Annotated in this window: 25 protein-coding genes; 2 read left to right on the forward strand and 23 right to left on the reverse strand. The window is 50.0% G+C overall.

Annotation, left to right across the window (positions count from 1 at the left end):
• Nucleotides 1-260: 260 nt before the first annotated feature.
• The 7 genes from VGK02_04795 to VGK02_04825 form a co-directional block, all read right to left on the reverse strand.
• A complete protein-coding gene (locus tag VGK02_04795) occupies nt 261-731 on the reverse strand; it encodes an HAD hydrolase family protein (protein ID HEY3374364.1) in 471 nt (156 codons plus the stop codon).
• A gap of 15 nt (nt 732-746) precedes the next feature.
• A complete protein-coding gene (locus VGK02_04800) occupies nt 747-1,493 on the reverse strand; it encodes an acyl-CoA dehydratase activase (GenBank protein ID HEY3374365.1) in 747 nt (248 codons plus the stop codon).
• 19 nt (nt 1,494-1,512) lie between these two features.
• Entirely contained in the window at nt 1,513-2,784 is a 1,272-nt protein-coding gene (locus tag VGK02_04805) for a double-cubane-cluster-containing anaerobic reductase (GenBank protein ID HEY3374366.1), read from the reverse strand.
• Nucleotides 2,785-3,071: 287 nt separating this feature from the next.
• On the reverse strand, nt 3,072-3,443 hold the full coding sequence (locus VGK02_04810; protein ID HEY3374367.1) for a CBS domain-containing protein: 372 nt from the start codon (nt 3,441-3,443) through the stop codon (nt 3,072-3,074).
• A 112-nt stretch (nt 3,444-3,555) separates the two neighbouring features.
• A complete protein-coding gene (locus VGK02_04815; protein HEY3374368.1) occupies nt 3,556-3,810 on the reverse strand; it encodes a GlsB/YeaQ/YmgE family stress response membrane protein in 255 nt (84 codons plus the stop codon).
• 24 nt (nt 3,811-3,834) lie between these two features.
• A complete protein-coding gene (locus VGK02_04820; protein HEY3374369.1) occupies nt 3,835-4,005 on the reverse strand; it encodes a hypothetical protein in 171 nt (56 codons plus the stop codon).
• A gap of 102 nt (nt 4,006-4,107) precedes the next feature.
• Nucleotides 4,108-4,641, reverse strand: coding sequence for a nitroreductase family protein (locus VGK02_04825; protein ID HEY3374370.1), 534 nt, complete (start codon nt 4,639-4,641; stop codon nt 4,108-4,110).
• A gap of 159 nt (nt 4,642-4,800) precedes the next feature.
• On the opposite strand from VGK02_04825, the gene VGK02_04830 reads away from it, so the two are divergent.
• On the forward strand, nt 4,801-5,379 hold the full coding sequence (locus VGK02_04830) for a hypothetical protein (GenBank protein HEY3374371.1): 579 nt from the start codon (nt 4,801-4,803) through the stop codon (nt 5,377-5,379).
• A gap of 13 nt (nt 5,380-5,392) precedes the next feature.
• Here the strand turns inward: VGK02_04830 and ubiE are convergent, their stop codons facing one another.
• The 15 genes from ubiE to VGK02_04905 form a co-directional block, all read right to left on the reverse strand.
• Nucleotides 5,393-6,124, reverse strand: coding sequence for a bifunctional demethylmenaquinone methyltransferase/2-methoxy-6-polyprenyl-1,4-benzoquinol methylase UbiE (gene ubiE, locus VGK02_04835; protein HEY3374372.1), 732 nt, complete (start codon nt 6,122-6,124; stop codon nt 5,393-5,395).
• Between the two features lie 131 nt (nt 6,125-6,255).
• Nucleotides 6,256-8,514 (reverse strand): ATP-dependent RecD-like DNA helicase, encoded by a 2,259-nt coding sequence (locus VGK02_04840; protein HEY3374373.1) that lies wholly within the window; start codon nt 8,512-8,514, stop codon nt 6,256-6,258.
• A 60-nt stretch (nt 8,515-8,574) separates the two neighbouring features.
• Nucleotides 8,575-9,789 carry an FprA family A-type flavoprotein gene (locus VGK02_04845; protein ID HEY3374374.1) on the reverse strand — a complete coding sequence of 405 codons (1,215 nt, stop codon included), beginning with the start codon at nt 9,787-9,789 and terminating at the stop codon, nt 8,575-8,577.
• A gap of 43 nt (nt 9,790-9,832) precedes the next feature.
• A complete protein-coding gene (locus tag VGK02_04850) occupies nt 9,833-11,500 on the reverse strand; it encodes a peptide ABC transporter substrate-binding protein (GenBank protein ID HEY3374375.1) in 1,668 nt (555 codons plus the stop codon).
• 218 nt (nt 11,501-11,718) lie between these two features.
• Entirely contained in the window at nt 11,719-11,958 is a 240-nt protein-coding gene (secG, locus tag VGK02_04855) for a preprotein translocase subunit SecG (protein HEY3374376.1), read from the reverse strand.
• A 115-nt stretch (nt 11,959-12,073) separates the two neighbouring features.
• Entirely contained in the window at nt 12,074-13,645 is a 1,572-nt protein-coding gene (gene gpmI, locus VGK02_04860) for a 2,3-bisphosphoglycerate-independent phosphoglycerate mutase (protein HEY3374377.1), read from the reverse strand.
• A 12-nt stretch (nt 13,646-13,657) separates the two neighbouring features.
• Entirely contained in the window at nt 13,658-14,446 is a 789-nt protein-coding gene (tpiA, locus tag VGK02_04865) for a triose-phosphate isomerase (protein ID HEY3374378.1), read from the reverse strand.
• A gap of 60 nt (nt 14,447-14,506) precedes the next feature.
• Nucleotides 14,507-15,685 (reverse strand): phosphoglycerate kinase, encoded by a 1,179-nt coding sequence (locus VGK02_04870; GenBank protein HEY3374379.1) that lies wholly within the window; start codon nt 15,683-15,685, stop codon nt 14,507-14,509.
• A 124-nt stretch (nt 15,686-15,809) separates the two neighbouring features.
• Nucleotides 15,810-16,805, reverse strand: a complete 996-nt coding sequence (gene gap, locus VGK02_04875; GenBank protein HEY3374380.1) for a type I glyceraldehyde-3-phosphate dehydrogenase — start codon at nt 16,803-16,805, stop codon at nt 15,810-15,812.
• Nucleotides 16,806-16,858: 53 nt separating this feature from the next.
• On the reverse strand, nt 16,859-17,800 hold the full coding sequence (gene whiA / locus VGK02_04880) for a DNA-binding protein WhiA (protein HEY3374381.1): 942 nt from the start codon (nt 17,798-17,800) through the stop codon (nt 16,859-16,861).
• Nucleotides 17,801-17,885: 85 nt separating this feature from the next.
• Nucleotides 17,886-18,824, reverse strand: a complete 939-nt coding sequence (gene yvcK, locus VGK02_04885; protein HEY3374382.1) for a uridine diphosphate-N-acetylglucosamine-binding protein YvcK — start codon at nt 18,822-18,824, stop codon at nt 17,886-17,888.
• A gap of 8 nt (nt 18,825-18,832) precedes the next feature.
• A complete protein-coding gene (rapZ, locus tag VGK02_04890; GenBank protein ID HEY3374383.1) occupies nt 18,833-19,708 on the reverse strand; it encodes an RNase adapter RapZ in 876 nt (291 codons plus the stop codon).
• 129 nt (nt 19,709-19,837) lie between these two features.
• Nucleotides 19,838-20,335: a methylated-DNA--[protein]-cysteine S-methyltransferase gene (locus VGK02_04895; protein ID HEY3374384.1), complete on the reverse strand. Its 498-nt coding sequence runs from the start codon at nt 20,333-20,335 to the stop codon at nt 19,838-19,840.
• Nucleotides 20,335-22,173, reverse strand: coding sequence for an excinuclease ABC subunit UvrC (gene uvrC, locus VGK02_04900; GenBank protein ID HEY3374385.1), 1,839 nt, complete (start codon nt 22,171-22,173; stop codon nt 20,335-20,337). The genes VGK02_04895 and uvrC overlap by 1 nt, the downstream gene beginning before the upstream one ends.
• A complete protein-coding gene (locus VGK02_04905; protein ID HEY3374386.1) occupies nt 22,170-23,285 on the reverse strand; it encodes an MtnX-like HAD-IB family phosphatase in 1,116 nt (371 codons plus the stop codon). The genes uvrC and VGK02_04905 overlap by 4 nt, the downstream gene beginning before the upstream one ends.
• Nucleotides 23,286-23,563: 278 nt before the next feature.
• Here VGK02_04905 and VGK02_04910 point away from each other — a divergent pair, with 278 nt between their 5' ends.
• Entirely contained in the window at nt 23,564-24,388 is an 825-nt protein-coding gene (locus VGK02_04910) for a hypothetical protein (protein HEY3374387.1), read from the forward strand.
• 8 nt (nt 24,389-24,396) lie between these two features.
• On the opposite strand, the gene lepA is transcribed toward VGK02_04910, so the two are convergent.
• Entirely contained in the window at nt 24,397-26,196 is a 1,800-nt protein-coding gene (gene lepA / locus VGK02_04915) for a translation elongation factor 4 (GenBank protein ID HEY3374388.1), read from the reverse strand.
• Nucleotide 26,197 lies beyond the last annotated feature (1 nt).

Raw genomic sequence — 26,197 nt, forward strand, 5'->3', positions numbered from 1 at the left:
CGATCCAATATCCCTTCTCTTTGCGCCACTTTTTTTCAAGGTACACGCGAACGTAGTTTCGCATTTTTCGTGTATTCATGCTGTGTAGGATTACCGCAGCATCCGCTAATATTTTTCTTAATTTTTCTTAATTTTTTGTAAAAAAGCGCCGGTATTACTCCTTAAGCACCAACAGTCATAAGATTCCGAATGCGAAAAATACACTTATGTAATCATAAACAAGAAAATATTAGAGTGATATATATGCGGGGGTATTCAACCTACTTGCGCAGCGTGGCGATTAATCTGTTGGTGTTGATGAGAAGGTTAAAGGCATCCTCTGCCCGTTTTACGACAAGATCCGCCGCCTGCAGCGTCTCAGAAGCACATCCCTCATCACCTATGACGGCAATTGAAAGCTGCGCCGCTTGAAGCATCTCTGCGTCGTTCGAGCCATTACCTATAGCAATACAAGTCCCTGCGCCAATACTCCGCACATAGCCGGCTTTTTGAGCCGATTCGCCGGGGGTATGCACGCGCTCGAAATGCGCCGGTACTATTTCCATCTGCGACTCGACCCGGCCGTGGGTATCTGCGGTAACGATATGGATATGCACATACCGAGAAAGGACTTTTATAAGGTCGGCTACCATCGGCGATACGAGCCCGTCTACGGCAATCGTGCCGTTCATATCGAGAACCAGGTTATTAAATTCAAAGTCCCCCCTACCGGGGATGCTCACTTTTATCATGGTATCCTCTATAGTCTACTCAGCGTCGCGTGCGGTCAGTGCCGCGCCCAGCGCCCCCGCAAGCTCGGGATGCTCGTATATGTAGACCGGCCGGCCCAACTTCTGCTCAAGCAACTGCCGTATGCACGGGTTTCGTCCGACTCCACCGGAAAGCACTATATCGTCATTGATCCCGACGCGGTGCAGCATAGAATTTATTCTATCAATGATCGACTGATGCAGCCCCAGCCCGATATTGCGTGGATTTTCTTTTTTTGCAAGCAGCGAGATTACCTCGGATTCTGCAAAAACCGTGCACATGCTATTTACCCGTACCGCGTTTTCGGCTAAAAGTGACTCCGGACCAAATTCATCAAGCGTAAAACCCAGTGTTTTCGACATAATCTCAAGAAATTTTCCTGTTCCCGCAGCACAACGGTCATTCATCTGAAAATCGGCGACCCGGCCGGTTGCATCGAGCGAAATTACCTTACTATCCTGCCCGCCGATGTCTACTATCGTGCGGCACTGGGTAAACAGGTACCGGTTGCCTATACCGTGAGCTTTGATTTCAGTTATGACCCCGTCGGCAAAATCTTCACGCGCGAAGTGGCGACCGTAACCGGTCGCCACTATTTTTTCCGCGTTATATGCCTGAACAAGCTCTAGGGAGCGGTCGTGCGGATTAAACCCGGTATCGACTACTTTATAATCCTCAATGCCCTGACCGTTCAAGGCGACCAGCTTAATAGATCGAGACCCGATATCAATCCCTACAAACATTATATGCGCTGCTCCTTTATTACTTTATTGTCTCAAGAAATGCCTCGACTCGAGTTGAGAGCTGCCCCGCATCTTCCATACTATAATCAGTCTCAATCTTTAAGACCGGAATATTCGCGTCTTTGAGAGCCTTCTCAACACTATTATACTCGACCGTAAACGGATCGCAGAACTGCAGGGAGTAATGAATGACGCCGTCTACATTATAATCTTCAACTAATTTCTTGATATTATCAATGCGCTCTTTGTTTGGCGTAAAGCAAGCACAGTCGAGCTTCATATAGCGATCGGCAATTGCCTTGATCTTAGCCTCTTCCGTTGTGGCCGTCGCATCAACCATATCTCTGAAGTAACGATGGCCGATACATGATTCCTCGGCTACGATAATGGCGCCGGCCGATTCCACGATAAATGGCAATTTCCAGTTCGGAACCGCCATCGGACAACCGGACATGAGAATTCTCGGTGCGTTTGCCGGAGCAACGCCTTTACCCTCGACTACCCTTTGCTCGAGCTCTGCGGCGATCTTGTTAACTGAATCGGTAAAGCGTATCGGATCATCATAGAATGCTACCTGCTGGATAAGGAGCGCATCCCTACCGCTGATCGGAGCCGGGTTTGCTTTTCTGGCATCGTTCATGCGCTTAAGCGCGGCACGCTTCGCGTTGACGATCCCAATTCCCTTTGCGAGCGCTTCGGCGTCGATGGTGTTACCGGTGAGCTCTTCTACTTTGTTTTTGAATTTCTCGACCTCTTTGAGCCACAGCTCGTGGCTCGCCTCGTCTTTCATCTGCGGCGTGTGCATAGTATATACATTGGTGTATTCACCAAGCACTTCATAAGCTTTTTTCTTGCCATCGCAAGTGGTCTCGCCGACAATCATGTCGCTCGACTCGAAATACGGACAGACTTTGCCGAGTTTAAAGCTCATAAACGATTTAATGAGCGGACACAGATTTCTTGGTAGAACAGCGTCTGCCTCAGGGCTCGGCCAATCGGCGCCACCGCAGATACCAACACATGCCGCACCACCGGCAAGTGCGATTTCCTCGGGCACATAGAGGCAAAACGTACCCAGCACCTTGCCCCCTGCTTCACGCAGGTCGTTGAGTTCCTTGATTCGAAGCCCATGAATCTCTGACATGACGAAATCAAGGTACCCCATCCCTTCCGGCCTTTTTGCCTGGCTCGTATAAACGTCGCCGTAGGCTTGTGGGATGACCGCTAGGAGCTGATCGTGTGCTTCTAAATCAAGCCCCAGCTTTTGCCACATCTTTCGATAATCGGACATTTCCTACCTCCTGGTCGTCTTTCAAAAAACCGCGAACACAACCGGTTTTGCCTGATACTAATAGTTATAATAGCATTCCGTTATCAATAGGACAAGTTTATAATCATTATTATATTAGCATATTGTTATTAAATGGTAAGTTATTGATGAATCTTGCCGCACAAAAGACAGGATTATAGGAGTATAGCGAAAGTATAGCTTTAGACTTAAAGCATGAGGAAAGACTTAAGAAACCCTGAATCGTGAACTTAGATTAGCGATTTGGATGAAGATTGCACGCCGCCGCTCTACATAAGATCGAGTTTCTCGGCAATATCGGCAAGCGTAACTGACGCAATGAGCTTGCCGTTATCGACCACGGGGAGCCTTGTGAGGCGGTATTTATCCATTATCGAAATGAGCTCGATAATATCCATCTCCGGGTTTGCAACCGGCGGATTAAGCTCCATGAATTCCCACACTTTCCTATCGGTTGGAAAGCCCTGTGCTACAACATCATACAGAATATCGGAATCGGTGATGACTCCAAGTAAACGGTCACCATGGGTGACGAAGAGAAGTGCGGCTCCGCGCTGCAGCATCACTGCCGCAGCGTTTGCAATTGTCGTGGTTGATCTGATTGTTACTAACTCAGCGACCATAATATCTTGAACGTGCATACGACTCCTCCGAGAAAAGACACTGGCATATTATAACTGTAATAATATGTAATTATAGAATCGACAAATATTCCTTTGGTCTTGAGTCGTAAATTGCCGGTAGAGTGTTTGCTTAGTGTTTTCCAAAAATTGCGGCCCAAATGGCAAGAATTACGATCGCGCCAATTACAGCCAACACGATGCTCGTGGTGTTAATACCTGTTATACTGCTGCCGTTGATGGCTTTCCCGATGTAGCCACCGATTACTGCGCCAACAATACCAAGAAATACCGTGGTAATCACACCGCCCGGTTGTTTACCCGGGATAAGAAGTTTGGCAATGGCCCCGGCGATAAGACCGAGAATAATCCAAGCTAGAATACTCAAATAAATCACCCTTTAAAACGAAGCCTACGCTGCTTTGCTCTCGACAATCGAAGCAATCAGGGTATCTATTTTCGCCACAAATAGCTCAGATTCCTTGCTGAAATCCCGATTAATTTTTCTCCCTTCCTCCACCATGGATTCCCAGGCGTGACATTTTGCATTTGAGCGTGCGAGACCACGTCTTCTCGTGCGCATGGTAACTCCTCCAAGACAGGTTATTTCCCAAACAACGTCCAACTAAACATATGTTTGATAGCTTGCTTCCTCATTTTACTGAAGTTGCAGAGGTGCTCTCAATTACGCAATTTCCCGATCGCCGAAGCGGTTGAAATGCACTTTCTCGCGATCGTACTCGCCGGAACGATGCGGTGATTTTTTCTCTGCGGGATAACCCACAGCGATTATGCAGCAAATACCAAAATTATCTGGAATTTGGAGCAACTTTCGCGCGTAGGTTTCGGCATCTTCAGTATTATGTTGCATACCACGGACTTGTATCCATGAACTTCCAAGGCCCATCTTGGCTGCCGCAAGGTTTATGTGCTCGGCCGCAACGGAGGCATCTTCGATCCAGGAATTCGATGCCGTTTTATCCGCCAAGACAAGAATATCTATCGGAGCCGATGCGGCCTGCGCCGAGTATGGTGTCAATGTTCCAATTTCTTTCTTTAAGGGTTCATTGTCAACTACAATGAATTCCCATGATCTCTTACCCCATGCAGACGGGGCGTACATCGCCGCAAGTAATAATTCCGTGATCTGCTGATCGCTTACAGGCTCGTCGGTAAACTTACGAATTGTTCTGCGGGCTTCCATAGAACGCAAAGCCATTGGCTATCCCCCATTTCATGCGCAATGACATCCATAAGTTTGATTTACCGCAACACATTTTTTATAAACACACCCGCAATATGCCGGTTCGGATTACCGAACACCGAGTTATTTGCTATAATAGGGGTAGGTTCGAGCGTTTTAATAAAGGAGTGGGCCTTGAAAAAAAAGCTGACCTTTAAGAACTTGCTCTACTTTATCTCTGCAGCACTTGTTTTTGCCAGCATATATATGTACACCGGTATTGATCACGGCCAAGATCAGCAACTACAATCATCTTCTATCAAATTTACCGATCGCCAGAAGAAAGCGAAAAATACCAAGCGCAACCCATACGTAATCTGGAATGGCTCAAACGAAATGCCTCCCGGTCTGGATAATAAAAAAGAGCTGAAATCGAACTCATCAGACGATCAGAATTCGACAGCGCAGGGTCAAGGCGGTTCACAATCGCAAGCTTCAAGCAGCGGTGGCATCCAACCTCCCACTCAATCAACAGCGCAAGGAGGAAGCTCGTCCGGTATTGATGTTAGTAAAGGCGAGGGTATTACACCGGCTACGCCACCACATGGTGGCAGTTCTCACTCAAGTGGTAGTAGCTCCGGAAGCGATATGAGCTCACCCGGTGTGGGCTCGAGCGCTGCCGGTGGCAGCGTTACCGAGTTGAACCCTGGCGAAAGCGGCGGTACGGGTGGCAGCGGCAGCAGTGCGTACGGTGGAGCGGATATGGGCTTTTAAGCGATAGGAGCTTCTAGGATTTCGTTGCGACATGCATAGCAACCGCACCAAACATGAAATTGCGATAGTTCACTTCAGCCCAACCTGCTTCTTTCATCATCTTCACGAGCTCTTTTTGTGGCGGAAATACCTGAATGCTATCGGATAGATACTTATAAGCCTCGTAATTATTCGACGCAAGCCTTCCTATGAGCGGCACAACAATCGATAGGTATGCGCGGTATCCGGCTCGGAGGAGCGCATCCTCAGGTTGATTTGACTCTAAGCAGACGAGTGTGCCGCCAGGTTTCGTGACCCGGCAAAATTCAGCAAGCACCGCTTTATAACCGGGGGTGTTTCGAAGACCCCACCCTATCGTAATTGCATCAAAAGAATTGTCATCAAAAGGCAGTTGATCGACCGAGGCGGCAATAAAGGTAATGCCCGACTCGATGCCGGCCTTCTCAGCCTTTTCTTTTGCCTTTTCGAGCATATCCTGGCTAAAATCAACGCCGGTAATTTCCGCCCCTGTTATCGACCTGAGTGCGAACGCAAGGTCACCGGTTCCGGTACATGCATCAAGCACTTTAGAACCTGCCGCAGCACCGGTATTTTGCGCGGCGAGCGTACGCCATTTCTTATCCTGGCCGAATGACATAAGATGATTTAGCAGGTCGTAGCGTTGAGCGATGATATCAAACATATCGCGCACACGCTCAGGTGGTTTAATGGCTTTTTTGGCATAAGGTTTCGTGGTTTCAGTCATAAAATCTACTATACCAGAAGTGCGATTGCGGGCAATATAGTATCACCGCTGTAAAAGTGTATCGGAATAATTTGCGCATACCGGTTCATACGTGTAGACAGCGTTGTCATATGCTGTTTACACCGATTAATCTATTGCTCACACGCTATGTTTAACGCAGACAACCGTTCGGATAGATATGTAAAGCGTTCCTGAATCTTATTATTTCTTACCGCTATCGCGAGCGCCTTCTTGCTGCCTACAATTACTACAAGCTTCTTTCCCCTGGTGATCGCGGTATAGAGTAAGTTGCGCTGGAGCATCATGTAGTGCTGGGTGTGAAGCGGAAGAATAACGACCGGATACTCACTCCCCTGCGATTTGTGCACCGAGCACGCGTAGGCCAGAACCAACTCGTCGAGTTCAGAGTGTTCGTACGCCACGCGCCGGTCGTCAAAGTTTACCGTTATGAGCCGTTCAACGTGATCGACCGCTTGGATCGTGCCGATGTCGCCGTTATAGACATCGATGTCGTAATTATTGCGTATCTGCATGACGCGGTCGCCGACACGAAATACTCGGTTGCCCCTGGTAATTGATTCACCGCGCGGGTTTAAAAGCTCCTGGAGCTCTTTGTTCAAGTTTGACGTGCCGACAAGGCCCATATGCATCGGAGTCAGCACCTGCATATCGTGCGGTTTGAACTTAAAGCTCTTCGGTATATTTTTTGCGATCAGGCTTTTGATCGTCCTTAAGACATCCTCCGGGTTCTCCCGCTCGATTATATAGAAATCGCCCTTAGAGCCTTGTGCCGTTTCATACGGCATGTTCCCCGAATTAACCTTGTGCGCATTAGTCACGATCATACTTTCCTGCGCCTGGCGAAAAACTTGCGTGAGGCGGATGACGTCGGTGCTGCCCGACGCAATAATATCGCGCAACACGTTTCCGGGACCCACTGAAGGAAGCTGGTCGATATCACCGACGAGAATTAATTGGGCTTGAGACGGCAGCGCTTTGAGCACATTGTAAAAGAGAACAATATCGACCATCGATACTTCATCGAGAATGAGAATATCGGTTTCCAGGGGATTCTCTCGATTCCGTTCAAAGCTAAACGAGCGCGGGCTAAATTCGAGCAAGCGGTGAATGGTTTTTGCCTCCATCCGGGTGGCTTCGCTCAGGCGTTTCGCCGCACGTCCGGTTGGAGCGGCCAACAAAACGGTGTGCTCTTTCCGTGCAAGAATCTGAATGATACCGTTAATCAGAGTGGTTTTCCCCGTACCTGGTCCGCCGGTAATGACCATGACTTTGGCTTGCATAGCGTGGCGTATCGCCTGCTTTTGCTGCTCGGCTAGATTTATACGAAACTTTTTCTCAAACCACGCTATCGCTTTTTCACTATCGATATCGACGGATTTCCCTTCCGCTGTGAGCAGTCGCTCAATCTGTTGAACCGCACCAACTTCTGAAGCATAAAGCGAGCGCAAGTAGATCAGCTCATTTTGGGAACCTGTCGAAAACCCGGTGTTTACATCACTAAAGCGGGAGTCCGTCTCGGGCACGGGCTCAGCCGCAACAAGCCCCTGGGCAAGCAATTCATCGATTGCCCGATCGATCATGTTCTCATCGATCTCCAGCACTTTCGTGGCGCGCTCGACCAACATACGGCGCGGGCAGCAGACGTGACCGTCCTCACTGACCTCGCCTAACGTATGCAGAATACCGGCTTCCGCGCGTTGTGGCGAAGTGGGTTCGATTCCAAGGTTAGCGGCGATTTTATCGGCGGTCTTAAAGCCGATGCCGAAAATATCAACCGCCAGGCGGTACGGATTATCGCTTACCACATCGATTGCTTTGTTTCCGTAGTATTTATATATCTTAATAGCATAAGTTGTTGTTACGCCATGCGACTGCAAAAAGAGCATAACGTATTTTATCTCTTTTTGCTCCTGCCAGGCGGTACATATCCGGTCGGCGCGGACCGCGCCTATGCCGTCGACTTCAGTGAGGCGTTCGGGTTGCTCTTCGATAATTTCGAGTGTCTCAAGACCAAAGCTCTTTACCATGCGAGACGCCATGACCGGCCCGATACCCTTAATCATGCCGGAGCCGAGATACTTCTCGATGCCGACCAGTGTTGCCGGTTTTACCGTCGTATAGGACTCAACTCTAAATTGCTCACCGTATTTTCGGTCGGTTATCCAGCAGCCGTTCATCCTGATGTTCTCACCCGGTTGAACGCCGATAAGGTTGCCGACTGCGGTGACGAGCTCTCGGTAACCACGAATGGCAACGCGCACAACGCTCCAACCGTTTTCTTCGTTGGCGTAGACGAAGTGCTCCAGGGCACCTTCCAATGTTGTTTTAATTGTGTCTTTACCGTTAAAGGATAACTGATTTTTTTCCATCTTAATGTGTGCTCTTCGATTATTATGGTTAGCGATGATTGGCTTTCATTAGTGGGACCGCTAGAAATTCTGGTGGTACTCTTTTACTTTTTGGGCAAATTCACGGCCCCAGTTGTAGACCTGTTCGTGATCCTCTGCCTGCGGCCTAAACTGGACTTCCATCCCGGGTTCAAATTTCTCAAGACCTATTTTATCGATCTCCTCATAAACGCCCTTAACACCGCCTTTGCCCCAACCGTAGCTGCCAAACGCACCGGCAATCCGGTTCTTCGGCCGCAGCCCTCGCAAGTATGTTAGAAATGCGCTGAGCGTTGGAAACATCAGATTGTTGAGCGTCGGTGTCCCGATTAAAAAGCCCCGTGACTTATAGAGTTCTTTTATTGCAACGCTCATTGCCGTAGCCCTTAGTTTGATGACCTTGCAATCAACACCTTCGTCCATAATGCCCTGTGAAATCGGCTCAATCATGAGCTCGGTACTCTGCCACATGGTATCGTAGATAATCGCGACACGCAGATCGGCTTTGCCGGTAGCAAGGCCAAGGTACCTCTGCAGGATTTTATCCGGGCCTTGGCGCCAGATAACGCCGTGATCTGGCGCGATCATGTCGATTTCCAGCTCGAGCTTTTGTATCTCTGCAATTTTATTCTTTATGAGCTGGCCGAACGGCATAAGGATGTTTGAGTAATAATCGACGATTGCGTCTTCCAGATCAGCCTCGGATTCACTCTCGATATACTCATCGTCGAAGCGCGCGGCTGAAGCGATATGCTGGCCGAATCCATCCTGGCTGAACAGTATCTTATCTTCCTTGATATAGGTCATCATCGAGTCGGGCCAGTGGAGCATCGGGGTTTCCATAAACAGTAGCGTCCGCTTACCGATTGCAAGGGTATCCCCTGTTTTTACGGTTTTTATGTTCCACTTTGAGATGTCGAAGAAGCGAGCAAGGCCGTTTTTACCCTTCTCGGTCATATAAACGGTTGCCGTCGGCGCTATCTCGAGAATCTTATCTATGCTTGTGACATGGTCGTTTTCGATATGGTTAATGACCAGATGTTTGATTTTCACTGGATCGACGATTCTTTTAATATGTGTGATTGTTTCTTTGGCGAAGGTGTACTTTACCGTATCGATAAGCGTGATTTCCTCATCCATAATCAAGTAGTTGTTGTAGCTGGTACCTCGCGGCGTTTCATAGCCGTGAAAATCACGAATCGACCAATCGAGCGCTCCAACCCAGTACACACCATCTTTTAACTCAACAGCACCCATAGACACTCCTTTTAGCATATGCGCAGCAATAATTTCGTTAATCTTATTTTGAAGGAATCCACCAATTGTTTAAATTCCAAAGTGGCCCTTCTAAGGTTGTGTTATTTATTATTCCATGAACCTTGTTATTATATGCAATGAGCTCAATACGCTGATATAGCGGGATTAATACAATATCATTGCTAATTTGCTCTTGTATAGTTCTGAATGCGCTTCGAAGCTTGTCTTGCTCCAGCGTCGTCTGCGTTGCGTAGAGCAATTGCGTTACGTCGGGGTTGGCATAACGATAGTAGTTCTGCCCGGTCGGCGGCACTTGATTCGCTGCGAAAAACGGTGCGAGGTCGAGTTCGGGGTCGGAAAACCAAGCCCATAGCCCCATCTGAAAATCACCGTCTGGAAGTTGCCTGTTCAGAAAATCAGACGCCGGTACACTTCTCACCTTAAGCCGTATGCCGACCCGCTCAAGATCATTTTCTAATACACGAGCAGCCGCTTCTCGAGAGGGGTCGCCGGCGGTCGTGCTCAACGTCACCGTTAGTTCCGTTCCCGCCCGCTCAAATATACCGTCACCGCCTCTATGGTACCCTGCTTTTGTTAGATACTGCTGGGCTAAGGTGGGGTTATAGGTATACTTGCGCCATGCGGGAGTATAAAACGGTTGTTGTTCGGGCATGATCATGCTCTGCAGTACTTCGGGTATGCCTAAAACGGCTTTCGAGAGCTCTCTGCGATCTATAGCATATGCGATCGCTGCACGAACGTTAGGCTCGGTAAGCGGGGGTTTTGATAGATTAAACCCGAGCTGTTCCCATACCAGACCGGTAGAAGCGTCTATCTTGATACTCTTGAGCTTACTTAAACGCTTGCCGGAAGCTTTGTCGAATGCCGGAATAATAACATCAAGCTTGCGTTTGGTAAGTTGTTTGATTTGTTCGGCGGGCTTCGGTATGAATTTAAAGACGACTTTGTCGAGATACGGCTCTTTTTCCCAGTACCCGGGATTACGCTCAAGGGTCAGGTGATCGCCGTGCTTCCATTCGCTAAATCTATAAGGACCGCTCGCGAAAGAAAGTATATCATTGAGGTCCTGGTCTATATTGTGACCCTCTAGTTTATGTTTAGGTAATATCGGGTAGGTTGTGAACAGCTCTTTATAGCGTGCATACGGCTCCTTAAAGACGATTCTGACCGTTTTCTCATACGGTGTATCGATGCGCAAGATCTTATCATAGCCGGAGCGGTCCGCTATCTGCTTATTCGGATCCATGATAACCGCCCAGGTGAACTTAACATCTTCAGGGGTGATCGCAACCCCATCGCTCCACGATGCGTCTTCCCTGATATCGTAAGTAACCGTAAACGGATTCGTGGTAACCAAACCGTTCTCAACCGTAGGAACCCGCTCGGCTATGCGCGGCGCATAGCTCAACTGCGGAGTCTGAGCGAGCAAGCCCCATAAAATGTTTGATGTAACAAGTTTTGTCGCCATCGTAGTGCCCGCCGGCATAAACGGATTGAGCGTTGTTGGTTCTTTCTCAACGCCAATGGTCACCGTGCCCCCTCTTTCAGGGCGAAACGACGACACGCTCTTGCTCGTCTTCTTAACAGACTTTTGGTTGCTTTTGATATCTATATAGCTGCCTACGAGAATCGCAGCGAGCGAGACGACAATTAATAAAACCGGGAGTAGCCGTGATAGCAGTTTTTTCAAAGCAGACATGCCCCCCTTGTGGCTCAGCATTACTAATGATGGCAGAAGCTGCCCGCTACGCAGGCTGCCATAACAGGCTCCAATCAATCTTACAATTAATCGGCGCTAATTTAAACCATACTAAAAAGCGTTCCTCGCAGGGAACGCTTTATTTTAGAGTTATTTATGTAGCGCTGTACAATGCGGCATTACGGCATATATTGCTCGATGCTCGAGATTTACAGACCGCCTTTTTGGCTGACATAGTACAAGATCAGCGATGTAACGCCAAACCCGGATGCAATCCCAACCGTTATGCGGTTTAAGTTCTTCTCGATAATGCTTGTGCCCGAAAAGGTAGTCGGCAACGCGCCGCCAAATGCGCTTGATAAGCCGGTGCCCTTGCCTGAATGAAGCAGAATGGCCACTATAAGCCCTACTGCGAGAATCGCATGGATAATTTCAACTAATACGATCACGTTAGACCCCCTGAGTTAAATAACATTTGAATGATAACATAGCTTCACCGGCTCGGCAACTATTTCAGCACGGCACGTGATGTATTATTATCTATCGTCTCCGGTTAAATATCAATTATTTCCGCTCTATAAGCGACTTGCCGGTCATTTGTCCAGGTTTTTCGACATGCATAACATCAAGAACCGTTGGAGCGACATCCGCCAGAATGCCATCGGCGCGTAACGTAAAATCACCGCTCATAATGGCGTAAAACGGCACACGGTTTGTCGTGTGCGCTGTAAACGCTTGGTGATGTACAAAATCAAGCATCTTATCGGCGTTGCCGTGATCGGCTGTTATGAAAATTACGCCGCCTTCTGCGCGAGTTGTCTCAACAACTCTACCGGCACACTGGTCAACCACCTCAACGGCCCGTATGGCTGCTTCAAACACCCCGGTGTGTCCGACCATATCGCCGTTTGCATAGTTAACAACTATGAAATCATACACGCCCGACTTTATTGCATCAACAACAACATCGGTGACCTCAAATGCACTCATCTCCGGTTTCAGATCATAGGTTGCCACCTTTGGAGATTGTACGAGCACCCGGTCCTCGCCTTCTTTCGGGGTCTCTACCCCGCCGTTAAAAAAGAACGTAACGTGGGCGTATTTCTCGGTTTCGGCTGTATGGAGCTGGCGAAGCTTGTGCGTCGCTAGGACATCGGCAAGAATATTGTCGAGCTCTTGAGGCGGAAACGCGATCGGCGCATTAAATGTGGCATCGTACTGCGTCATGCAGACGTAATGCATGTGAGGGTGTATTCCCCGGTCAAAACCGGTAAAATCCTCATGGATAAAGGCCCTGGTGATTTCCCGGGCACGGTCGGACCGGAAATTAAAAAATATAACCGAATCGTCGTCCTTTATTGTGGCTAGCGGCTCGTTTGTAGCTTTATCGAGAATCACCGTTGGTTCCACAAACTCGTCGACAACGCCCTCATCGTAGGATTGCTGAACGGCTTGAGCTGCGGAATATGCGGCCTTACCCCGCCCGCGCACCATGGCGTCATATGCTCGCTTGACCCTCTCCCAGCGGTTATCACGGTCCATGGCATAGTACCTGCCCATTATGGCTGCTATCTGCCCGATTCCAACTTGGGCCATCTTATCCTCAAGTTCGGCAATATACGTGAGCGCGCTCTGTGGAGGCACGTCGCGACCATCGAGAAACGCATGGACAAAGAGCTTCTCGACGCCACGCATCTTAGCGAGATCGATCAGCGCAAATAAGTGCGTATCCATGCTGTGAACACCGCCGTTCGAGAGTAGACCCAAAAGGTGAACCGCTTTACCTTTATTTTTGGCCTGATCCATTGCCTCAATAAGAACTTTATTGGTAAAGAAATCCCCGTCTCGGATTGACTTGCCGATGCGGGTGATATCCTGGTAGACGACACGTCCTGCCCCGAGGTTTAAGTGCCCTACCTCGGAGTTGCCCATCTGGCCCTCCGGTAATCCTACCGCTTCGCCCGCGGCGCCAAGGGTTGTAAATGGAAACTCGGCGCGGTAACGGTCCAGGTTTGGCGTGTTGGCATCGGCAATCGCGTTGCCCACCTTATCCGGATTTTCGCCCCAGCCGTCAAGAATGCACACGACAACCGGCCTGGGGCGTTTTTGTTCGGCTATATTACTACTTGTTTCCAAGGTGATGCCTTCCTATTTCGCATTCTTAATAATGCCGGCAAAACTCTCCGCATCGAGACTGGCTCCGCCGACAAGTGCACCGTTGATGCCAGGTTGAGCCATAAAATCAGCAATATTGCCGGGCTTTACGCTACCGCCATACAGCACAGGCACCATAGCGGCCACATCATCGCCAAATTTTGCAGCAAGTGTTTTTCGGATCGTATTGATGATGCTTTCCGCATCGTCCGGAAGTGCGGTTTTGCCGGTACCGATCGCCCAAATCGGCTCGTATGCGATGATTACATCCTGCATATCCTCGGCAGTTAACCCATCGGTGCCACCGTTTATCTGCGATCCGATAAACGAGTTAGCCTGCCCTGCTTGTCGCTGCTGAAGCGATTCGCCACAGCACATGATCGGTGTAATGTCGTGCGCGAGGGCCGACTTCACCTTCTTGTTAACCGTCTCGTCGGTTTCCCCAAAATACATGCGACGCTCTGAATGACCGATGATTACATACTTGCAGTCGAGATCTTTGAGCATGAGCGGTGAGATCTCACCCGTATATGCGCCCTCTTCTTCCCAAAACATGTTCTGCGCACCGAGCTTGATCGGCGGTTTATCCTGCCAGAAAACGGTGTATACGCTTTTCAAATCGGTGGACGGCGGGCAGACGATAACCTCTACACCGCTTACCATATCGTTAAACACATCCATCCCGTCGAGCTTATCCTCGAGCGCCTGGACCAGTTCTACAGCTTCCCGAGGTGTTTTATACATCTTCCAGTTGCCAGCTATAATCCTGCGTTTACCCTGCATTCTTTTCCTCCTATTAGTCGGCTCTTCTAATCGGCCGCATTCTGGCATTTCGTGCAAACATTATTTATCCATTAACGCTTCAACGCCCGGTAGCGGCTTGCCTTCAAGCAGCTCGAGGCCGGCACCGCCGCCGGTCGAAACAAATGAAACCCTATCTTCAAGGTGATATTTCTTAAGCGCAGCGACCGAATCGCCGCCGCCGACGATGCCGGTCGCACTCGACTCTGCAATTGCTAATGCAATTTCCTCTGTGCCGCGCGAGAACTGATTGATCTCGAACACGCCCATCGGGCCGTTCCAGAAGATTGTCTGGGCGCTACCGATAATACCCCGGTAGACTGCGATGGTATCCGGGCCGATATCTAAGCCCATCCAGCCATCGGGGATGGAATCGACCGATACTACCCGCGCCTCCGCATCGGGGCTTATCTCTTGCGCAATCACAACATCGGACGGTAAATAAATGGCGATATCCTTCTCGTCGGCTTTTGTGAGCACCTCACGGCAATAATCGAGCTTGTCCTCTTCCAGCAGCGATTTCCCGACATTATAGCCCTTTGCCTTTAGGAAGGTAAAGCACATCCCACCACCAATGAGAAGCGCGTCGACGATATCGATAAACCTATCGATAACACCGAGTTTATCTGAAACTTTGCTGCCCCCGAGGATGGCGACGAACGGTCGCTTTGGGTCTTTGAGGAGCGAAGTAAGCGTGTCGACTTCTTTCCCAAGCAGGAATCCGGCAACCGCCGGCAGATACTGGGCAACCCCTACAACGGACGCGTGTGCGCGATGCGATGCGCCGAACGCGTCATTGACGTAGACATCGGCAAGGCTTGCGAGCTCTTTTGCGAACTCGGGATCGTTTTTCTTTTCGCGTGGATCGAAACGCAGATTCTCGAGAAGCAGTACATCGCCCTGCTTCATTTTCTCGACCGCTTCCCTGACTTGCGGGCCGACAACCTCGTCGACCTTCTCGACTTCTCTGCCGAGTAAATCTGCGAGCGCCTGCGCCACCGGATCGAGCCTAAACTGCTCTTCCTGGCCTTTAGGCCTGCCCAGGTGGCTCATGAGCATAACCTTTGCGTTATGATTTATGAGGTATTCGATGGTTGGCAGCGCCGCTTTGATTCTGCTGTTATCGGTGACGACGCCGTTTTGGATCGGTACGTTAAAATCAACGCGGACCAACACCCGTTTGTTCGTTTCATCAATGTCTCGAACTGTTTTCTTATTCAAGATCAACTCCCCCGTCACTAAAACAAAGTACCTATACGTTGATAGCAGATGACAGCCGGGCGCTCTATATGCCTTCATACGAGTGCCCGCCATCATCTGCTATCATTACGGCAAACTGTTATGTCTATTCGGCGATTATCTTGACAAGATCAACCAACCTGTTTGAGTAACCCCATTCGTTATCGTACCAGGACAATACCTTGGCTGTTTTGCCATGAACCATCGTCAAAAGTCCGTCAAAGATTGACGAGCGTGGGTCGCCTATGATATCAACCGATACAATCGGGTCTTCAGTGTATGCAAGAATATCCATCATTCTGTCTGACTCTGCGGCTTCTGCAATAGCATCGTTGATATCATCGACTGATACCGCTTTTGAAAGCTCAACCGTAAGGTCGACAAGCGAGGCATCTGAAACCGGTACTCTAAGCGCCATACCGTCCATCTTGCCTTGGAGCTCCGGGATGACCAGGCCGATAGCCTTGGCGGCGCCGGTCGAGGTCGGGATGATCGACATTGCTGCAGCACGCGCCCTGCGAAGGTCTGTGTGCGGCATATCCAACAGCGACTGGTCGTTGGTGTATGCGTGAACCGTGGTCATAAAACCGTGCTCAACACCAAACTTATCTACCAGGATCTTCGCAACTGGGGCTAAGCAGTTGGTCGTGCATGAAGCATTTGAGATAATCTTATGTTCTGGTTTTAGCTTCTCATCGTTAACACCGATAACGACGGTGATGTCCTCACCCTTGGCTGGAGCTGAGATTATGACTTTTTTCGCACCCGCTTCGAGGTGTTTTCTTGCATCGTCGGCTTTGGTGAACCTACCGGTAGACTCGATAACAATATCGACGCCAAGCTGTTTCCAGGGCAATGCGGCCGGGTCTCTCTCGGCAATGACCTTAATCTCCTGGCCATCGACCGTAATGCTGCCGTCGGCGGGTTCTACATCGGCATCGAAAATGCCAAAAATTGAATCATACTGAAGCAAGTACGCAAGGGTTTTGGCATCAGTAAGATCGTTTACTGCAACGATTTCGATATCGGGATCATCAAATGCCGCTCTAAATACGTTCCTACCTATCCTCCCGAAACCGTTGATGCCTACTTTAATCGCCATACGTGTGTCTCCTCCTCTTTCTCATAAGTTGACTTAACTTTTCCCTATCGGGCTTAACGCGAAACTTGGTGTAGGCTTTTCGCCAAACTGGATATGCGTCTGGCCCGGTGATAGACGGCTGATTTGCTTAGAGGTGGGTCGAAAAGTTCTCCAAGCTCTCTCAGGCTAACATATGGGTATTCGACACGTACCTTTGCGAATTCCTGCAAACTAGGCGGTAATTTTTCAAGCCCTAGCCTTGAATCGATAAGAGTTATGTCTTCAATTTGCTCGCCCGCAGCGTTAACGACTTTGTTCACATTAGCCGTATCGCAGTTGACAAGACGGTTGACTTGACTGCGGACTTCTTTTATGATGCGCTCGTCCTCCCATTTAAAGAGGGCGTTATACGCACCGATAAGCGCGAGAAATCGGAGTATTTCTTCGCTGTCTTTCATATATACTGCAAAATTCTTTTTGCGATCGCTGATTTTTGAGTGCAACTCAAACCTGTTTACCAGCGCTTGAAGATCGGCTGCAAACTCGGCGTTGTCCGTAGTGAGTTCGAAGTGGTAATCGCCTTTTGGATTGCTTATAAACCCGCCGCCTAAAAAGGCGCCCCGCAAATATGCGAGCGCGCAGCAGTCTTTGCGCACCAGCCGGTGCATAATGCCGGTAGTAACCACCATGTGATCGTCTAGAATACCGAGTTCATTCAGCGCTTGTCCGATCATCTCCTGGTGCGGTACATGAATGAGGTAATTGTTTACTTTGTGGAGTACCGATCTTCGAACGATCGATTCAACGTGAAGACCGAACGTATCGGTAAGATATTTATATAAAAGCCGTGCAACCGCAGCGTTCTCTGTTGATATATCGAGTGAAAAGCGCTCGCTGCCGAGAATATGCAAGCTGCCGTCCATGTGGATAATGGCCGACGTCTCGGCCCGCTGACAGCATGCGTTTTTAGGCGTAAGCTTCGCGAGCTCGCTCTTTACTTCAGCTGAAAACGACAATGTAAGTAATCACCTACCGTTTATAACAGGGCTACGGTACTTGTTAATGAGTTAACGTTGTTGGAAAAGCATTATACCTACGATACTACACAAGCTCTCGTAAGATTGCAGCGAGTTTGCCGGCATCATGGCATGACGGCTTGTTCTCATCAATAACATCAGCCATCACGATGCTTACGCCGAGCGTCTGGATTTTCTCACAATTAACCGATACCGGATACCTGCGCTCTTCGGCATAATCGATAAGCTTATCTTCCGGTATCACCGCGGAATTTACAACAGCGATATCTATCCAGCGAAGCGAACCGTGATCGACAATTGCATCGATGTGATCGCAGGCGGTAAACAAGTCGGTCTCGCCGGGTTGCGTCATCACATTGCACGCATAGATTTTAATCGCCTTCGACTCGGCGAGGGCTTTACCGATACCGGGCACGATCAAATTCGGTAGGATGCTGGTGAACACACTACCGGGGCCGATGATGATCTGATCGGCTTCATGAATTGCCGTTACCGCATCCGGGTAAGCCTGGGCGTCTGCGGGATCGAGGCGTACCTCTTTAAGCGGTTGTGTTGTCTGTGCGATTTTTACTTGGCCGGAAATCGGCTGACCGTCAAACGTGTCGGCATGCAGCGTTACTTTGCCTGTCGTCGACGGAAGCACCCTTCCTTGTACGCCAAGCAGCACGGCGGCTGCATCGACACCCCGGTCGAACTCGCCGTGGATATCGGCAAGCGCGGCGATAATCAAGTTGCCGAGATTATGCCCTTCGATTCCGTCCCCTTGTTTGAACCGGTATTTAAACAGCGAAGCCATATACTCGTCTTGTGCGAGAGCAATCAGGCAGTTGCGAATATCGCCGGGCGGTAGAATGCCCATCTCACGGCGAAGTCTTCCTGAGCTTCCGCCATCATCGGCAACACTTACAATCGCCGTTATATTATTCGTATAGTGTTTTATGCTGCGAAGCGCTACCGGCAGCCCGGTGCCCCCACCGATTGCTACAACCTTAATCCCCGACATGTCTTAACCTACTTCTTCCGACCCGAATCACGGTGACGAACGACCACATTGTAATCTTTTTCTTGTAGGAACTTCACGGTTTCCTCGGCGATAGCAACAGAGCGATGCGTACCGCCGGTGCAACCGATAGCAACCGTCAAATGCGTTTTGCCCTCGACGATATAGCGGGGCAGCAGAAACGCTAAAAGCCCTTTAAATTTACGCAGGAACGTCTGTGTTTCGCTTCGGTTGAGTACGAAATCGCGCACTTTCTCGTTTGTACCGTCAAAATGCTTAAGCGACTCGACATAGTGCGGGTTCGGCATGAACCTCACGTCCATGACCAAATCGGCGTCAAGCGGCATGCCGAATTTGTACCCAAACGACATGACGGTAATCATGACGCCTTTCTTTTGCTTGTCTTTCTTGAGGATGGTTGTGCGTATCTTATCTTTTAACTCAAAAGGCGCAAGATCGCTTGTGTCGATTATGAGATTGGCTTGGCCACGAAGCTGGCCCATCATTTCGCGTTCGCGCTTAATGCCGTCGATAATGGCGCCCTCTTCTGAAAGCGGGTGACGCCGGCGGGTTTCTTTAAACCGCTTAACCAGCACTTCACCGGATGCTTCGAGAAAAACGATCTGGTACTTGATCCCAAGCGTTTTCAGCTTTAATAGCTCTTCGAACAGGTCGTCAAAAAACTCGCCTCCGCGTGCGTCGCACACAACGGCAACCTGTTTCACTTTACTGCCGGGCAGCGTACAGAGTTCCGCCATCTTTGGGATAAGCGACGGCGGCAAATTATCAATACAGAAAAATCCCATGTCTTCAAAGCATTTGATTGCTTCTGATTTGCCCGCGCCCGATAAACCTGTTATTACGGCAAATTCTACGTTCGGATCCACTACCTCTCGCCTCTCTAGCTCTCTAGTAAATTATCTATCCTATCTATATCTTCGTCGTGCGGTTCGCAATCTTGATGGTTTCCTCGTGCTTCTGCGAGATATTTTCGATCGGCTATATCTCGTGAGTCATTATTCCACACCTATGCCTTCCAATGACAGCAGTCTCTCTTTCCAGCCGCGCTTTCCGCTCCAACCGCCGACGCTGCCGTCGCTCTTTAACACCCGGTGGCACGGTACTACAATCGGAACCGGGTTTTTAGCCATCGCGTTGCCTACCGCTCGCGCCGCTTTTGGTCGACCGCACAGCGATGCCAGCCCGGCATATGTCGTCATCTTTCCATAAGGTATAGCTTTAAGGTTATTATACACGGTGCGCTCAAACTCAGTTGCATTGCCGTAATCAACCTGGTAAGCGAATTGCACCGGCTCTCCGGACAAGTATCTACCTATGGTTGAGATTAGGTCATCCCCTATTGTTTCATCGTAGGCACATGCACCGAACTTACGCTCAATTTCCTGTTCAAGCGCCTCCTCGGATTGCTGCGGAAAGATGAGCCCGGCAAGCCCGTTGTCGCTCATTATAATAGCGCCTGTTCCCCATTCGGTCGCATACGTATTAAACCACATTAGTTTAATCCCCCAGTTTGTTGAAAATGCCTATGCACGCGTTCGGCAATAATACTTGGTAGCCCCGGCACATTCTTTAGTTCTTCAAGGCTTGCATCGGCGATAGCGCCCGGTGAGCCAAAATGCTTGACCAGAAGGCGTTTCCTACCGTCACCAATGCCCGGAATCTTGTCGAGCGTCGATTCGACCATCGCCTTTCCGCGAAGCTTCCGGTGATATGTTACCGCGAATCTATGCGCTTCATCGCGTATCCTTTGCATGAGCTGCAATGCGTCCGAGCTCCTGTCGAGCTTAATCGACTCGGCTTCGCCCGGCACAAATATCTCTTCTTCCCGTTTTGCTAAACCCACAACCGGAATGTATTCAAAGCCGAGCTCCTGCATGACCGTAAGCGCCGCGGTAAGCTGCGGTTTGCCCCCGTCGACAATAACGAGGTCGGGCTCGCTGGCAAATGACGGGTCGAACTGGTCGTTATAATGACCGAACCGCCGTTGGATAACCTCTTGCATCATCGCAAAATCATTGATGCTTACATCATAGTCTATCTTAAATTTCCGGTAATCGCCCTTTGCCGCCCGGCCGTGCTCAAATACGACCATCGAACCTACTGAGTTGCTCCCTTGAATTGTCGATATATCAAAGCACTCGATTCGCTCCGGGGGCTCAACTAAGCCAAGTGCGTCAGCGAGCGATTGGAGCACCCGTGCGGAAGCTTCCTTTTGCCATGAATGGCGAACTACCGACATTATTAGCGCGTGCTGTGCGTTAGCGGACGCCATATCGATAAGCTCGCGCTTGTCTCCCCGCTGCGGTACCTTAACCGCAACCTTTGTACCGCGCTGAGTGCTAAGCCATTTCTCGATAACATTCATCTCCTCTATCTCGAAAGGCAGAAGTACTTGTGACGGGATCGACGTTGCGCTCATATAGTGATGCTTCATAAATGCGCTAAGCACGTCTTCCCCGGTCTCGCCTTTATCCATGATAAAGTTCTCACTACCGATAAGCTTGCCGTCACGAACAATCGATAAGTTGGCACATCCCAAAGAGCCATCGAAGCTCAAACCGACGACGTCGAAATCTTCGCCCGTCTCACTAACAATCCTCTGTTTCTGCAACACCAGCAAGGCTGCCTCAAGGCGGTCACGCACGCGGGCGGCACGTTCGAACTCAAGATTCTCCGAGGCCGCGCTCATTTCTTCTTCCAGCTCACTGATGACAATCTCGGGTTTGCCTTCCAGGAACAATTCCACTTCGCCTATCATTGCCCAGTACTCCTGTTTTGAGATTGCGTCAATACAAGGGCCTAAACACCGCTTGATATGGTAATTCAAACACGGTGTGCCGGTCGTCTTACCTGCTTTCGAGCGCTTACACGTGCGAAACGGAAATATCTTGCGAAGCGTATCAAACGTCTCCCGTACGGCACTTACGCTCGTGTACGGCCCGTAGTATTTTGTCCCCTTACGATGCGGTTCCCGGGTAATCATAACCCGCGGATAATCATCTCTCCAGGTAATTGCGATATACGGGTAGCTCTTATCGTCGCGATACGACACGTTAAATGCGGGACGGTACTTCTTTATGAGATTGCACTCAAGCACCAGCGCTTCTAGCTCGCTCGTCGTTACATAAAACTCAAAATCGATAATCCGCTCGACGAGCGCTTTTGTCTTCGGCGTTAAGTCGCCGTTTTGAAAATACGAACGCATGCGCGAGCGCAAGGATTTCGCTTTACCGACGTAAATCACCTTTTCGTCGGCATCTCGATAGATATATACGCCAGGCTCGGTCGGAACGCTTTTTAGTTGTTCAATCAGTCGTGCTTTATTATTCATAGTAAACCTTGTTGCTTTAAATAATCCATTACCTCGTTAAAATTCTGGTATGGGATATACGGAATCCCTTGTTCATCACAGTGCTCGCGCAGCCTGTGTTTTGCAAATACCAGATCCGCATGCTCGGCCGCACACCTGTCGGAGTTGCCATCCCCTATATAGATCACGAAATCGGCGCCCTCGCGCTTGGCATCTATAACCGACTTTTTACAATTTGCACAACGATCGCATTCAGGATGCTGGTTGTTAAACTCGATTACCATAACGCCGTTATCAAAACGCAGGTGGTTGGAGTGGTGCGCAAGATGTGACAACCCGTGGCGGTCCATTATGCGCTCGATGTAGTAGTCAAACCCGTCACTCACTAAATATACCGGTATGCCCGCCTGCCGGCTCGCCTGTACAAACTCGGCGAAGTGCGGATCGATTCCTACGGCATCGACAAATTCTAAAATCTCACCCTCGCTCGCGTCTACGAGCGCCCAACACCGCCGGTAGAGCTCAACCATCGACATGGAACCGTTGTGATACTCGCGGTCGATATCCGCCCATCTTGTGCCCAGCCATTTGGTGAAAATGGAATCGGAAACATCTTTTGTGCTGATCGTACCGTCAAAATCGCAAAATATTATGATATTGCGCGGGACAGCGCCTCTCGTGCCGCGGCTCCCGTTTTTATCGGCAGATTCATCCTGCGGTGCCGGCTCCGAATTTTCAGCGGCACCGGCGACTAAATCAGCTAAACTCGTTTCGCTAAGTTTAGCGCTGATAAATTGCTGAATATCGCTCCATACCGGCTGGAGCGCACAATTCGTCGCAACGCAACTCGCCCCGTTCTCAAGACAATCACCTATTATAACGCTTTCATCAACGGCTTGCGCGATATCGAAAAGACTAATTTCGTGTGAGGCTCTAGCAAGTGAAAACCCGCCGCTCGGCCCCCGCCGGGACGTCAGAATCCCTGCTTTTACGAGATATTGTAGAATCTTCGCGACAAATGTGACGGAGATCTTCTGCGCTGTCGCTATCTCACCGATCTCACAGACGTACCCACGCTTCGCAAGGTAAAGCGTACTTAATATCGCGTATTCGAGCTTTTTTGTAACCTGCATGCTTCTCCTAGCTTCCAGGCGGTTTACCTAAGCCTTCGAGTGCGCCGCAGCCTGCCCGCGTTTAATTCAGGACTAAATTAGTCCTGAATTAAAACTTATACTTCGTCCAGGCGGATGTCAATGTAAAGGATGCCGGTAGGCTGCCGGACAGCCTACCGCAAAACGCTACTATCCTCCGTAGTAATGCCGCATAAAATATGCTACTGTATGGGTAATCAAGCCGAACTCATCGTTGTTGCGGCGCACTGCTTTGTAAAACAATGCATGGAGGAATAATCGTGATAAAGAAGCTGCTGGTCTTTTCCTTTGCACTGCTGATTGGCGCTATAGCTCTACAACCGCTGGCTTTTGCCGCCCCCGTACCGGATAAATTCTACCTCAGAGCTTGGCCTGAATATCAGACCGGGCAGGTATCGCTTCTGGAAACGGTAGTGTACCCGCAAACTACCCCCCTCCCTATAGAGGTAAAAATAGCAATGCCGGAAGGCGCAACTGTTAACTGGGCCGGCGAGATGCTGGGGCAGGTATCACAAGATATTCAAGCCCAACCCACAGTCGTCCACAAAGGCACCTACGATGAAGTAACGTTTGCGCTTACCAAAAGCAGGACCGGACAGGTTGAAACCACGTGGTCGGCCCTCCAAATCAACGGAAACGACAGGGCGCTCAATTTTATCTGGACACAGCAGTACCCGGCCAACCAAACGATCTTTGAATTCCGCGAACCGTCACAGGCGTCCGATATCAAAATGATGCCGCCTGCTGCCACGGTTAATACTTCGTCTGACGGCTCTAAATTTTATGAAACCGCCCCCATAAATCTACCCGTCGGTAAAACGCAAACCTATAGGGTAACGTATAGGCGGCCGGTAAAGGGCCCTTCAGAGAACGCGCAGCAGTCGCAACCAGGCTCTCAACAGCAATCGCCGCAAGGTGCACAACCAAGCGGTCCATCAACCGCTACAAGCATCCTGGTCATGCTTGTAGCCGGTCTCATCGTCTTTATGATTTATGCGCAGAAAAGCAACCAACGCAGATTAATGAGCGAGATCGACGGCGATACCGATAATACTGCAAACGCTGCAGATACAGATGGTGCTTAGCTCTTTTTCTACTTTTCTTCTACCTTCAATACCTGCATGAAGGCTTCTTGGGGCACTTCTACGCGGCCGACCGTCTTCATGCGGCGCTTGCCTTCTTTTTGCTTCTCCAGAAGTTTACGCTTTCTGGAGATGTCGCCGCCGTAGCACTTTGCCAGGACGTCTTTGCGCTTAGCCCGCACTGTTTCGCGGGCGATAACCTTACTTCCAATCGCCGCCTGAATGGCGACTTCAAACATCTGTTTCGGGATGATCTCGCGCAGCCTGTTAACCAGCTCGCGGCCGCGATTGTAGGCTTTGTCTTTCGGCACGATCGACGAGAACGCGTCGACCGGTGTGCCACCCAGCATGATATCGAGCTTAACCAGCTCGGTTGCCTTGTAACCCCTGTGATCGTAATCGAGCGATGCATAACCGCGCGTACGGCTCTTGAGCTGGTTGAAAAAGTCGAGTAAAATCTCGCCGAGCGGCAGGTCGTACTGTAGTTCAACGCGTGTCTCACTGAGATACTGCATATTTTTGAATTCGCCGCGCCTGTCCTGGCAGAGTTCCATGATCGTACCGACATAATCGTTCGGCGTAAGCACGACCGCTGAGACAAACGGCTCTTCCATGAGCTCGATTATATGCGGGTCGGGCATCTCGGACGGATTGCGAATTATTGTCCGCTCCCCGTTGGTTTTCGTAACCCGGTAGGCGACGCTCGGCGCAGTTGCGACAAGCTCGAGATTATATTCACGCTCGAGGCGCTCTTTAATAATTTCCATGTGCAAAAGGCCGAGAAAACCGCAGCGGAAACCGAACCCGAGCGCTGATGACGTTTCGGGTTCATAAACCATGGCCGGGTCATTGATCTGTAGTTTTGCCAAGGCATCCCGCAGATCTTCGTATTGACTGCCGTCAACCGGATAGAGACCGCAAAAGACCATCGGCTTTACCTCTCGGTAACCCGGAAGCTGCTCGGTTGCGCCGTGTTTGGCGTTGGTAATCGTATCGCCGACTTTACTGTCACGCACATCTTTAACACCCGCGATCAGGTAGCCGACCTCGCCCGCCGAAAGCCCGTTTACACGATCCATCTCTGGGCGCAGCACACCGATCTCTTCAACCTCGGCCACACGGCCGGTCGCCATCATTTTGATTTTGTCGCCCTTCCTGATCGAACCGTCGACGACCCTAATAAAGACGATTACACCGCGGTATGCATCGAAGAACGAGTCGAAGATAAGCGCTTTAAGCGGCGCATCCGGGTCGCCTTTCGGCGCCGGGATGTTCTTGACGATGGCTTCGAGAACATCAATCGTCCCCTCGCCCGTCTTGGCGCTCACGCGCAGTGCATCGTGCGCATTGATTGCGAGGCTTTCCTCAATCTCTTTAGCGGCACGATCGGGATCGGCGCTCGGCAGGTCTATCTTATTAATAACCGGAACGATCTCTAAATCGTTTTCAAGCGCTAAAAATGTATTGGCCAGCGTTTGCGCTTCGACCCCTTGAGCGGCGTCGACAACAAGCAGCGCACCTTCGCACGCGGCGAGGCTTCGCGACACCTCATAGGTAAAGTCGACGTGACCGGGAGTATCGATAAGGTTTAGGATATACTCATTGCCGTCTTTGGCCTTGTAGTTGATGCGAACCGCCCGGGCCTTAATGGTAATGCCGCGCTCGCGCTCGAGGTCCATCGAATCGAGGACCTGGTTGGTCATCTCGCGTTCAGTCAGCGTATTCGTAGCCTCAAGCAACCTATCGGCCAGCGTTGATTTGCCGTGGTCTATGTGTGCGATAATACTAAAATTTCTTATATATTCTTGCATC

Origin of the sequence: Candidatus Aquicultor sp. (assembly GCA_036504445.1) — a bacterium.
Classification (GTDB): domain Bacteria; phylum Actinomycetota; class Aquicultoria; order Aquicultorales; family Aquicultoraceae; genus DASXVE01.